Source organism: Pelagirhabdus alkalitolerans (assembly GCF_900096905.1).
Lineage (GTDB): Bacteria > Bacillota > Bacilli > Bacillales > Amphibacillaceae > Pelagirhabdus > Pelagirhabdus alkalitolerans.
The window spans coordinates 34417-47837 of record NZ_FMYI01000012.1; the positions used below are offsets into that span (position 1 = coordinate 34417).

A 13421-nucleotide genomic window follows, 5' to 3' on the forward strand; every position below is an offset into this window, starting at 1 on the left:
GACGATATGGAATTAAATGAAATGAAGCATGAAATTGATAAGATGACTAACCGCCTAGCGGAATTTAGGGGGTCTCTTTGACTTAGAAGAGAAGCGAACACGGATTGCTGAACTCGAAAATGAAATGACCGATCCTAGTTTTTGGGATGATCAAACCTATGCGCAAAAAGTGATAGGTGAAGTTAACGGATTGAAAGATTTGGTTCATACGTATGATAAACATTCAGAGACACTTGAGAATTTAGAAGTTAGTTATGAACTCGTAAAAGAGGAAGATGATGCTGAACTTTATCAAGATCTAGAGGAAGAAATTAAACAATTAGCAAAAGATTTGAATGAATTTGAGTTATTTATGCTGTTAAATGAACCGTATGATAAAAATAATGCAATCCTAGAGTTACATCCAGGTGCGGGTGGTACAGAATCACAGGATTGGGCCAGTATGTTACTGAGAATGTATAATCGATGGGCTGAGTCAAAAGGATTTAGTGTCGAAACGCTGGATTACTTACCTGGCGATGAAGCAGGCGTGAAAAGTGTGACGTTATTAATTAAAGGCCATAATGCATACGGGTATTTAAAAGCTGAAAAAGGTGTTCACCGCCTTGTACGTATTTCGCCATTTGATTCATCAGGACGTAGACATACATCTTTTGCATCATGTGATGTGATGCCGGAGCTCGATGATGATATTGATATCGATATAAACACTGAGGACTTAAAAATTGATACGTATCGTGCAAGTGGTGCAGGGGGACAACACGTCAATACAACAGATTCTGCTGTTCGTATTACACACACACCAACCAATACAATTGTGACGTGTCAGTCAGAACGTTCTCAAATAAAAAATAGAGAACAAGCAATGAAGCTATTAAAAGGTAAACTTTATCAACTTGAGGTTGAAAAGCAACAAGCCGAGCTAAATGAGATTAAAGGTGATCAGAAGGAGATTGGATGGGGGTCGCAGATTCGTTCTTATGTGTTCCATCCCTACTCAATGATCAAAGACCACAGAACGAACGTTGAAGTCGGTAATACACAAGCCGTTATGGACGGGGAACTTGATCCATTTATTGATGCTTATCTAAGACAACAAATGGATTAATATAGAAGCTAAAAAACGTCGATTATTAAATAATGATCGACGTTTTTTAATGATTTCCTACATCGTGATAGAGCGATAAAACCAGTTGTCGCAAGAGTTGAGACGTGATATACTCCTTAAGGTTGAGTAAAAGAAATAGAGGTGTTAAGTATGATTGCAAAATATAGACGTCAAGGTATCTCGTCTGAGTGGTTATTACTAATTGAATATAGTTTAGTTATAATTGGATCGTTTTTTATAGCGATTGGATTTAATTTATTTTTACTACCTAACGATATTGCTTCAGGTGGTGTTGCAGGTATTAGTACGATTCTACGTGCTTTATTTGATTGGCAACCTTCTCTTGTGCAATGGGGAATCAATATACCACTGTTTGGTTTAGGGACATGGATTCTTGGTAAGAATTTTGGCATGAAGACGTTTGTAGGGACGATCGCAGTTCCCCTTTTCGTATCATTAACCAGCACTTGGAACCCTGCAACACCAGATCCATTATTAGGAGCGATCTTCGGTGGTATGGCTTGTGGGCTCGGAATCGGTATTGTATTTAGAGGTAAAGGTTCAACAGGCGGTGTTGATTTAGCTGCACAAATATTTCATAAATATGTACCACTTCCATTCGGTATTTGTATTGCGTTGTTCGATGGGTTAATCGTTTTGACAGCGACGTTTGTCTTTTCAGTCGAACAAGGTTTGTATGCACTTATTGCTCTATTCATTACGAGTCGAACGATTGACCTCGTTCAAGTTGGTTTGAATTCATCTAAAAATATTATGGTCATTACAGATGAAGTAGACTCTGTTAGAAAAGCTTTGTTACATACGGTTGATCGTGGTGTAACAGTTTGGCATGCTGAAGGTGGATATACAAAAGAAAATAGAAAAATGGTCATGTGTGTTGTTAATCAACATGAATTTAGTCGAACGACCCAGATCATAAAAGGAATTGATCCAAGTGCATTCATCGTTGTCATGAATGCAAGTGAAGTCATAGGAGAAGGATTTAGCAGAAGCTAAATCTTTCTTTTTTTATCCCTTCGATTTTCCTATCTTGATAGAGTCATAAGTACTATAAATAGTGTTGAAACTTGAGGTTAAGCAGTTTTGAAATGAAATTGTAATAAAAATAATAACAAAAAAAGTCGATTTAGATGTTATAATGTAATAGATTGAGCAGACGAAGCGTTTGTTTCAAAAGATAATTACTATAATTAAATCAAAGGTGATTGAGTTTATGATAGAATTAAAAAATGTCAAAAAGACATATCCAAATGGTGTAACAGCTCTAAATGGTATTGATATACATATCGATTCCGGAGAATTTGTTTATTTAGTTGGTCAAAGTGGTGCTGGTAAGTCGACATTTATCAAATTAATATTCCGAGAAGAGATGGCTTCTTCTGGGGACATTTATATTAACAATCGTGATTTATCAACAATGAAATGGAAAGACGTTCCTCATTTAAGACGTGAAATAGGCGTTGTTTACCAAGATTTCAAATTACTTCCTAAAATGACAGTCTATGAAAATGTTGCATTTGCACTTGAGGTCGTAGAAGAATCCCCTCGTCAGATTAGAAAACGCGTGATGGAAGTGTTAGATCAAGTTGGACTTAAGAATAAAGCACGTTTTATTCCAGATGAATTATCAGGTGGTGAACAACAACGTGTTGCGATTGCTCGTGCGATTGCCAACTATCCGAAGTTGTTAATTGCTGATGAACCAACAGGTAATCTAGATCCCGATACATCTTGGGAAATTATGAAAATATTAGAAGAGATTAACGCAACAGGAACGACCATAATCATGGCAACACATAGTAAAGACATCGTGAATACGATCAAACGTCGAGTGATTGCCGTTGAAGGTGGATTAGTTGTACGTGATCAGCATAGAGGTGATTATGGATATGAAGATTAGAACATTTAAGCGTCACTTCAGAGAAGGTTTAAAAAATACATGGCGAAACAATTGGATGACACTTGCTTCAGTTGCAGCTGTTACGACGACACTTTTACTCGTTGCGACATTTTTAGTTCTTATGTTTAATTTGAATCATGTTGCCGATGCATTAGAAGAAGATGTTCAAATGAAAGTCCTAGTTGATTTAACGGCTGATGAAGATGAGACAGAAGCACTTGGTGATGAGTTAAACGCGTTAAATAATATTGAAAGTGTAGAATTCTCATCACGTGATGAAGAGTTAGAGGGTCTTATTTCAAGTATGGGAGAGCAAGGAGATTCTTGGGGGCTTCAAGATGAAGATAATCCATTGAATGATGCTTATGTTGTGCGGGCAAATGAACCGCAAGATACTATTGAAATTGCAGAAGAAATTGAGCAAATGGATTCAGTAGAACGTGTCAATTATGGACAAGATGTCGTGCAAAACCTATTTACTTTTAACAACTACGCTAGAAATATCGGGCTCGTTTTAATCGTTGCCCTCTTGTTTACAGCAATATTTTTAATCTCAAATACGATTAAAATTACGATTATGGCAAGAAGACGTGAAATTGAAATTATGAAACTTGTCGGTGCGACGAATTGGTTTATACGTTGGCCATTCTTTGTGGAAGGGTTACTACTGGGTGTTTTAGGTAGTATTGTTCCAATCAGTATACTGACGGTTGGGTATTATTATTTAGATCAGAATGCTGCGGCAGTTAATCAATTTGAGTTTATTCAAATATTGCCATTCTACCCGTTCATTTTCCAATTAGCAGCGATTATATTAGCAATTGGTGCTGGTATTGGTATATGGGGAAGCGTCATGAGTGTCCGTAAGTTCCTTAAGGTGTAAGTCTCTTATTTTAAGAGACTTACTCTCTTACATAATAAAAATATATTAAGCTAAAATGGAGGAGTAATGATGATCAATAAAAATAAATACATATTAATTGTTCTAATCGTTTTCGCTTCGTTTTTCGCTTTTTCAAACTCGACTCATGCGCAAAGCATTGATGAATTAGAAGCTGAACTTAACGCTTTGGAAGAAGAGAGAGAAAGCATTAACGAAGACGCTAGTGATGCTGAAGAGAAAATTGCTGAGAATGAAGAACGACAACGCGAAGTTGAAAGTAAAATTGAAGATATCGATGAAGATTTAGAAATAACAGAGGATAGTTTAGAAGAAAAAGAGAATGAGATTAATTTAACAACAGAAGAAATATCACGAATTGAGCTTTCAATTTCAGAAACTGAAGAGGAGATCGATGAAACAGAAAATGAAATTGAAGAACTTAATGATGATATTGATTACTTAATGGATCGTATAGAAGAACGTGATGAATTGATTAAAGAACGTTTGCGATCAATGCAGCATAATGGTGGTAATATCAACTACTTAGAAGTTTTATTTGGCTCACAAAGCTTTGGTGATTTCGTTAATCGTATTTCAGCTGTTACTCGTATAATGGAATCAGACCGAAGTATCTTGGACGCTCAAGAGAAAGATAGAATTGAACTAGAAGATAAGCGTGCGTCAGTAGAAGGTAAAAAAGAACAGTTGGTTGCAGACAAGCAAAAATTAGATGATGACCAACAAGAACTTGAAAATCAACGAGCAACTTTAGTTGCACAAGAACAAGAATTGTCAAATTTACATGCTCAATTAAACGAACAGCGTGATGAACAATCAGATTTAATGGTTGTCTTAGAAGATGAGCATGAAGAATTGGAAGAATTAACGATGTCTATGGAAGAAGAGAAGCAGACATTACAAGACCAAGAACGCATCATAGCTCAAATGATTGAAGAAGAAGAGCAAAGACAAGCTGAACAGTTAGCAGATGAAGAAAATCAAAATGGAAGTGGAGATAGTAATGCAGGTCCATCAAGTCCACCTAGTAATGGTGGAGGAGATGGTACGTTCATTTGGCCTTCCGAAGGATCATTACTCACTGAAAGATCCTATTATGGTCCTAGAATTCACCCGATTTCTAATGAAGAATCATTCCATTATGGGATTGATTTGTCAAACCCTACTGGTACACCGATATACGCATCAGCTTCTGGTGTTGTAACTCGTGCCAATTATTCACCTTCATACGGAAATGTTATTTATATTTATCATCCTGAACTGAATAAATCAACCGTATATGCGCACTTACATACCATGGGCGTTAGTTTAGGTTCAAATGTGAATCAGGGTCAACAAATTGCTACAATGGGAAGCACTGGACAATCAACAGGTCCGCATTTGCACTTTGAAATTCATGAAGGACAATGGTCTCACAGAGGTGGAATAGATCCAATCCCGTACTTGCCATAGAATAGTATTAATTGATTAAATGAATTAAGGCATTGCACATGTGTTGCAGTGCCTTTTTGTTAACTTTTTGTGATACACTATAGAAATAAAGTTTATTTGTGAGGTGGAGCTAGTTGCATATTAAAAAAAGCGTTTTAATCATACTCTTTATGACAGCCCTTTTACTCGGTGGAATTAGTACTTTAGTTACTGTGAGTGTTGTAACAGATGGGTCACTTAATCAAACTACACAAGAACCGGTAGATGGTGATATGTCACAAGAAGAATATGAGGCAATGCTAGATGATATAACAGAAGCGGTGTCACTACCAAAAGTTGTTCAAGCTTTTAATATTATTCAGGAAAACTACATTGAAGATATTGAACAAGAGGCATTAATTGAAGGTGCTGTTCGCGGGATGTTAAATACATTAGGGGATCCGTATAGTGAGTATATGGATGAAGATACGATGGCACAATTTGATGAACAAATAGAATCGTCATTTGAAGGTATTGGTGCTGAAGTCAGTATGGTTGATGGAAAAGTGACGATTATTTCACCAATTCAAGACTCACCAGCAGAAAGTGTAGGACTTAGACCGAATGATCAAGTCATTACAATTGATGGTGAGAGTATTGAAGGACTTGATTTAACAGAAGCGGTATCTAAAATTCGTGGTGAAAAAGGCACAGAGGTTGTAATAGAGATTGAACGTGCAGGTGTGTCTGATTTATTAGAGTTTGAAATTACACGTGATACTATTCCGTTAGAAACTGTTTATGCTGAAACAGAAGAAGTTAACGGACAAACAGTCGGCATGATTCAAATCACATCATTCGCAGAACAAACAGGGAGTCGTTTCCAAGAGGAGTTAGAATCACTAGAGTCAGATGATATTGATGGTTTGATCATTGATGTACGTAATAATCCTGGTGGTTTACTGCCGGTTATTGAAGATATTTTAAAATTATTTATTACGAGTGATCAACCCTATATGCAAATTGAAGATGGAGAAGGGAATGCTGAACCTTATTACTCTGATCTTGAGGAAGAAAAAGATTATCCAGTTTCTGTTTTAATTGATGAAGGAAGTGCCTCCGCTTCTGAAATATTGGCAATTGCCTTGAACGAAGCCATTGATGCAGAAATTGTTGGGAAAAACAGCTTTGGAAAAGGAACTGTTCAACAAACTGTGCCCATGGGAGACGGTAGTTCCATAAAAATTACGATTCTAGATTGGCTTTCTCCCGAAGGGAATTCTATCCATGAAGTCGGTGTAGAACCTACCATTGAAGTCGATCAACCTGATTATTATTACGTGAATCCTATTCAATTAGAAGAAACACTTTCATTTGATGATAATAATGAGCAAATTGAATTTGCTCAGATTATGTTAGACGGATTAGGTTATTCAGTTGATCGCCAAGACGGTTATTTTGATGGTTCAACTGTTGAAGCATTGGAAGCATTTCAATCTGAAAATGAAATTGATGTCACCGGTGAACTTAACCAAGACACAGCTGAAGTATTACAGACGCAAATCATTGAACAAATGCAAGCGAATCAAGATGACCTGCAACGAGAAGCCGCAAAAGAGTCATTATTTGATTAAAGAGGAGCTAAAAGGTTACACAGATGTGTATGCCTTTTAGCTCTTTATTTTTGTTGAAAATAGTGATAAAAAAGCTTTTTTTATAAAAATTTGATGAAAGTCACGATTTGTCATTAATCTATGCTATAGTAAAAAAAGGAACTTAAATGCAACAGCTTTTACATAGTATGTGAGATGACGGAGGGTAAGAAATGGAATTATGGTTAGTGGAGATTGCAAAGGCATTTATGCGTTTTTTGGCAAACCCTTTACTTTATTGGTTTTTAATCATTGCGCTTCTTGCTTCAACAAGTCGTATTAAATATGAACGTCGACAATTCGGACAGAAAATTTTCCCGATTCTGGATGAAGTGTATGGGTATCGGAGAAAGAGTATGGTTTTTGGTCTCATATTATCGCTCCTATTGTTACTTCTTGGTGTTGTACTCGAGCCACTTATGTTAATAGGCTTAGTGATCGTTACTATTTTGTTATCAATATCGAGACGATTCACATGGCTCTCAACAGCTTATACATTTGGAATTACAGCTATTATTTTGTTATTTTTACCTTTATATGAGTCATGGTTACCAACATTTTTACAAGTCGAAATTTCAACCTTATCGTGGGTTAGCTTTACGGTGATTATGGGCTTGTTTTTAATCTTTGAAGCATTTATTAGTGGGCGAATCATTCAGGATCAGACTTTCCCTGAATTATTTAAAAGCCCTAGAGGGAAAACAATCGGACAACATCGTTTTAAAAAGATTATGATCATTCCAACACTTATGATTTGGCCTATAGGTGGTCTTGAATTAAACATCGATTGGTGGCCAGTTCTTGAATGGCAAGGTGAACAATTTGGCTTAATTATATTCCCGTTTATAATAGGCATTGAGCATGTTTTCAAAAGCGCTCTTCCCCAAAAGATGATGAAACGAATGAGTCACTATTTACTGCTACTAGGTTTAGTTGTAGTAGCTATTAGCTTAGTAGGTTATTTTGTAGAGATTGCAGTTATTATGGGTGTCGCTGTCGCCTTAATTGGTCGGGAGTGGATCACGTACCGATTTAGACGACAAGACAGTCAAGGGGAACCATTTTTCAATCCGATTAATAACGGTATTAAAGTTTTGGCAGTATTGCCCGAATCACCTGCTGTGGATATGGGATTAGGAGTAGGTGACCGGATCACAAAAGTGAATGGGTTAGCTGTGTCAGGTGTAAATGACTTTTATCAAGCTTTACAAGAAAACCGTGCATTTTGCAAATTAGATGTGCTAGACGAACGTGGAGAGGTTCGGTTTGTTCAAAGAGCGCTTTATCAAAATGAACATCATGAACTAGGTGTTATTTTCTCCGTTAGCCATGATGAACGAGTAGGCTGATTTGAAATACGACAAAAGGTGCGATTATTTCCTAGGAAATAATCGCACCTTTTTTATTCATCAATGTTTAATTGAATTAATTCTTTTAATTCATCTTTTGAAAGAGAGGAGAGTAGTGTTTCTCCAGGCTCTAATATTTCATCAACGAGCTCTCGTTTTTTTTGCTGTAAATTAAAAATTTTCTCCTCGATCGTTCCTTCTGTAATTAATCGAATCACTTCGACTTTGTTTTGTTGACCGATTCGATGGGCACGGCCGGCTGCTTGAGCTTCTACAGCAGGGTTCCACCATAAATCAAATAAAATAACAGTATCAGCGCCAGTTAAATTCAGGCCTGTGCCACCAGCTTTTAATGAGATTAAGAAGATTTCTTTCTCACCACTATTAAAAGCTTCGGCCATTTGAACCCGTTTTTCAGAGGGGGTTTGTCCATCGAGATAGAATGAAGAGATGTGATCGTCTTTTAATTGTTGATCAATAATCTGAAGCATACTAGAAAATTGAGAGAAGATGAGCACACGTCTGTTTTGTTCTCTTAGTTGGTCAATCATTGTCATCAGTAAATTTAATTTTCCGGATTCACCTTCATAATTTTCTACAAACAAGCTAGGGTGACAACAAATTTGTCGTAAACGCGTTAAGCCGGCAAGAATTTCTAGCTTTCCTTTTTCAAATTGATCCGATTCGATCACTTCATTTATTTGTTGTTCAATTCGATTTAAATAACCAATATAGAGCTGTTTTTGCTCTTTTGTCAGTTCGGCGTATTGTTCAAATTCAATCCTTTCTGGTAAGTCTGGTAATACGTCTGTTTTTAATCGTCTTAGAATGAAAGGGCGTGTTCTGAGTTTAACGTCATTAATGTCTTCTTTGATGAAGGCTTGTTTTGGTCCAAGAAACCCAGGCGATATCGTTTCAAAAATAGACCAAAGTTCATCTAATCGATTTTCAATCGGTGTTCCACTCAAAGCAAATCGCTGTTTGGCAGTAATCTTTCGGGTAGCTTTGGCTGTTTGTGTTAAATGATTTTTAATCACTTGTGCTTCATCTAAAATAAACTGGTCAAACAATTGATTTTGATAAAGTTCAATATCCTGTCTCAGTGATGGATATGATGTAATCCATACATCGGGTAAAGGGTCTTGACTGAGTTTCTTTCGTCTTTCATTTTTGGATCCTGAGATGACATCTGTTGATAATGTTGGCGCAAACTTTTCAAACTCTTTCTTCCAATTGAAAGTAAGAGATGCTGGTGCAACAATAAGTGCTGGAAGGTGATTCTCTTTTTGTTTTTCGCTTAAAATAAAGCTTATCGCTTGAACCGTCTTTCCTAATCCCATTTCATCTGCCAAAATACCGCCCAGGTTATATTTAGCCAAAACATTGAACCATTGATAGCCTGTCATTTGATAATCTCTTAACTCGGCATTCAATGATTTAGGAAGTGCATAGTTTACGTGTTCAGGTTGTTGTATATCTTCAACCAGTTGTGAGAAAGCTTCTGTATATTCCGTTTGATCTGTTAGGACTTGGTTAACTTCAAGACTTCTAGCGCCGTGAAGTGTTAGCTGGTTTCGCTCAATATCTTGTTTTTTAAGTTTTACACGATCCGCTAGTTCTTTAAATTGTTCAAAGGAATCATCGTCTAACTTTATTAAAGGGCCCTTCTTCGTACGATAAAACTGCTGTTTTTCAATTAATGCTTTTAGTAGTTCGTCTACTTCATCGTGAGATATACCGTCGATATCAAAATCAATCGAAAGCATGCCTGTTTCGTTATTGACCGATACCGATGATTTCAGTGTCGGTTCTTGATCTAATTGTAAATTTTCAACACTCTCAGAAAGGTAGACCGTACAATCATTCATTAAACCGGGGAGTACGTCATGAACAAATGTATAGATGGCTTCCACTTGAAAGAGGTGAAACCGTCCGTGGATCCATTTAAATCCGGCAGACTTTAGTCGGTCTATTAATGCGTTTTCAGTACTTATGTCTCTTTTAACAACAGCATCTGAACCTGATCGCGTTTGATTAGGGCCAAATCGTTTATCGCCATATACAAAGTCTACTGATGCCGTGAGAGCTTGTTTATTTTCTTCAATGTAGAGTTCAACTTGTAATTCATCTGATAAGATCGCTCGACTAGCAGCGTCACTATAGGTTAATTCACCAAGTGTCTCCAATTTAGGCGTAACGAAGCTTAAAAATTGCGTCATATTATGGCGCCCAATCTGATATGATTTCTTTTGGCGATAAGGTAAAATATCACGGATTTGTTTTAAACTCTGACTTTGTTCATTTGATAATTTATAAAAGTGATTTTGATCAACTAAATAGTGATAATGGGTTAAAAATTGGTAGTCAAACAAGTCACTAAAATCAATTTCAAAATCCCTATTGTCTGATTCATTAATTCGAATTGGAATCTGAGGTGACTCAGATTGTAATGTAATCGAAGACCATACTGTCCCGTCTTCTTTTGTTAAATCGAATGATTGATATTGAACAGAATCTAAGAATGAATCGATTAAAAAAGGCGGAATTAAAATGTCTCGTTTTGAATACGTTGTGTACTCCCCGCCATATAAATGGGCATGTACAATCGCTTCTTGTAATAAACGGATTAACTGTAAGTCAACATTATTAATAACGTGTTGGCTGGGATGGTAATGAAGGTTTTGAGTAATTGAATAGTCGTTTTGATCGATAACAGATTCAATAAACTGTTTAATATCTTTTATTATATAGACGTTCGATTCACCTGCTTTTAACGATACGTTATACAAGAGATCTTGCCCTACAGGTTGTTTTGTCTCTTTTATATGGTAATGAATTAAAAGAGGTGTATCTGCTTTTGTTTTTTTCGCATTATGTGGACTAAACGCTTCGATCATACGTAATGGAAACGGGTCGGTATCTGTTCGCTTCTCAACAGGATCTTGCTTTTGTGTGTTGGGTTGGCTAATAGCTAGTAATACAGCAGCAATATGCTTACACGTATAATGGGTTTCATATGCTGGACAATGGCAGGTTGCCTCTAGGTCATCGTCCTCAAAAACGAATATGCGGACTTGATAGTTTTCGGCTCCCTTTACGGTCGCACTCCATGATTGAATGCTTGAATTGTAACTTAATTGATTGACGCGCCCCTTGTTGTAATAATCGAGGCCTCTTTTATAAAAACGGGTACCCGTCATTTTAATAATATCTTGTGATTCTAAATAGATGTAAGACATAATGAACTCCTTTTTAAAACAATAAAAGCTTATCATATCATTATAACAAATTTTGTTGACTTAGCACTTATATTTGTGCTACTTTTCAATAGGAAACATCTAAGCAGATGTTAATTTCGGTAGTGAGAAGGTTAAAAGATGACATTAATAGAAGAAGTGAACGCAAGAAAGACATTTGCTATTATTTCACACCCTGACGCAGGGAAAACAACGATGACAGAAAAATTGTTACAATTAGGTGATTTAATTCGAACAACAGGAACAGTAAAAGGTAAAAAGACAGGTAAGTATGCGACGTCAGATTGGATGGAAATCGAAAAACAACGTGGTATTTCAGTGACATCGAGTGTCATGAACTTTCCTTATAAATCCCATAAAGTGACGATTTTAGATACACCAGGCCACGAAGATTTCAGTGAAGATACGTATCGGACGTTAACTGCTGTTGACAGTGTTGTTATGATTATTGATGCAACAAAAGGAATTGAAGCCCAAACGATTAAATTGTTTAAAGTTTGTAAAATGCGAGGGATTCCAATTTTTACGTTTATTAATAAATTGGATCGAGAAGGGCGTGAACCACTCGAACTTCTCGAACAAATTGAAGAGGTTTTAGATATTGAAACCTATCCTATGAACTGGCCAGTCGGTATGGGGAAACGATTTTTAGGTATTTTTGATCGTTATCATGAACAGTTTGTCGCTTATAATGGAAATGAGAAAGAGTCGTTTTATGACTATGAATCATTGGAAAACGGAGAGGTGCCGTCGATAACAGAAGATGTAACATATCAAGAAACGAAAGATGAACTCGCACTCTTAGATGAAGCAGGGGACCCTTTTACACTTGATCGTGTCTTAAAGGGTGAGCAGACACCTGTCTTTTTCGGAAGTGCTTTAGCGCCTTTTGGTGTAGAATCATTTTTTGATACATTTGTTGAAATGGCTCCAAGTCCAAAGCCACGACGAACCACTGAAGGATTGAAAAGACCGGAAAACACTGATTTCTCAGGGTTTATCTTTAAAATTCAAGCGAATATGAATCCACAACATCGTGATCGTGTTGCTTTTTTACGTGTGTGTTCTGGAAAGTTTGAACGAGGGATGACGGTGAAGTTACCCCGTACGAATAAAACGATTAAACTGAATCAAACACAACAATTTGTTGCCTCATCAAGAGATACTGTAGAAGAAGCGTATCCTGGTGATATTATTGGTATATATGATCCAGGAGTTTATCGAATCGGTGACACGTTATTAGAAGGTAAGGGTGCATTTGAGTATGATGAACTACCTCAATTCCCACCAGAATTATTTAAACGTGTGACAGCTAAAAATGTAATGAAGGCAAAACAATTTAAAAAAGGATTAGAACAACTTGTGCAAGAAGGTGCGATTCAACTCTTCACTCAGCATCCAATGGAAAGTTATATTATTGGTGCTGTCGGTGATCTTCAATACCAAGTATTTGAACATCGCATGCGAAATGAATATAATGTAGAAGTAACACTCGAATCGATTGGCGAGAGAATTCCACGCTGGCTAGATGAAGAAAAAGTTGATACGAGCTTATTTGATGAACGAAACATGTTGGTTAAAGATCGTGAAGGCGCATTTCTCGTCTTATTTAAAAATGATTTTGCCTTAAAGTGGTTTGAAGACAAACATCCAAATATAACATTGATTGATTTGTTTGAAGTGAATCAATATGATCAATCAGAGACGTAAAAACTTGAGGTGATTCACCTCAAGTTTTTTTGTAAAACGAATGTACGTTCGATAAAAGTGTTGAAATGGTGTATAATAGGTTTAATCATCTATTCGATAGGCTAAATGTAAAG

At 36.5% G+C, this 13421-nt stretch carries 9 protein-coding genes; 8 read left to right on the plus strand and 1 reads right to left on the minus strand.

The features are described from left to right. Positions 1–6 precede the first annotated feature (6 nt). The 7 genes from prfB (at position 7) to BLR62_RS11570 (ending at position 8341) form a co-directional block, all read left to right on the plus strand. Positions 7–1108 (plus strand): peptide chain release factor 2 gene (gene prfB / locus BLR62_RS11540; RefSeq protein WP_143008375.1). Its coding sequence is split into 2 segments (ribosomal slippage): positions 7–78 and positions 80–1108, totalling 1101 coding nucleotides; the frame shifts between segments, so codons are not numbered across the junction. Between the two features lie 150 nt (positions 1109–1258). Further along, complete coding sequence (locus tag BLR62_RS11545) at positions 1259–2125, plus strand: YitT family protein (protein WP_090797108.1); 867 nt, start codon at positions 1259–1261, stop codon at positions 2123–2125. A gap of 217 nt (positions 2126–2342) precedes the next feature. Further along, on the plus strand, positions 2343–3029 hold the full coding sequence (gene ftsE, locus BLR62_RS11550; protein WP_090797109.1) for a cell division ATP-binding protein FtsE: 687 nt from the start codon (positions 2343–2345) through the stop codon (positions 3027–3029). Continuing rightward, entirely contained in the window at positions 3019–3912 is an 894-nt protein-coding gene (ftsX, locus tag BLR62_RS11555) for a permease-like cell division protein FtsX (protein ID WP_090797112.1), read from the plus strand. The genes ftsE and ftsX overlap by 11 nt, the downstream gene beginning before the upstream one ends. Positions 3913–3981: 69 nt before the next feature. Next, positions 3982–5382 (plus strand): murein hydrolase activator EnvC family protein, encoded by a 1401-nt coding sequence (locus BLR62_RS11560; RefSeq protein WP_176759290.1) that lies wholly within the window; start codon positions 3982–3984, stop codon positions 5380–5382. A gap of 113 nt (positions 5383–5495) precedes the next feature. After that, positions 5496–6974: a S41 family peptidase gene (locus BLR62_RS11565; RefSeq protein ID WP_176759291.1), complete on the plus strand. Its 1479-nt coding sequence runs from the start codon at positions 5496–5498 to the stop codon at positions 6972–6974. 191 nt (positions 6975–7165) lie between these two features. Continuing rightward, entirely contained in the window at positions 7166–8341 is a 1176-nt protein-coding gene (locus BLR62_RS11570; RefSeq protein WP_090797117.1) for a PDZ domain-containing protein, read from the plus strand. Between the two features lie 53 nt (positions 8342–8394). Here the strand turns inward: BLR62_RS11570 and BLR62_RS11575 are convergent, their stop codons facing one another. Continuing rightward, on the minus strand, positions 8395–11580 hold the full coding sequence (locus BLR62_RS11575; RefSeq protein WP_090797119.1) for a DEAD/DEAH box helicase: 3186 nt from the start codon (positions 11578–11580) through the stop codon (positions 8395–8397). 138 nt (positions 11581–11718) lie between these two features. Here BLR62_RS11575 and BLR62_RS11580 point away from each other — a divergent pair, with 138 nt between their 5' ends. Further along, complete coding sequence (locus tag BLR62_RS11580) at positions 11719–13308, plus strand: peptide chain release factor 3 (protein ID WP_090797120.1); 1590 nt, start codon at positions 11719–11721, stop codon at positions 13306–13308. Positions 13309–13421 lie beyond the last annotated feature (113 nt).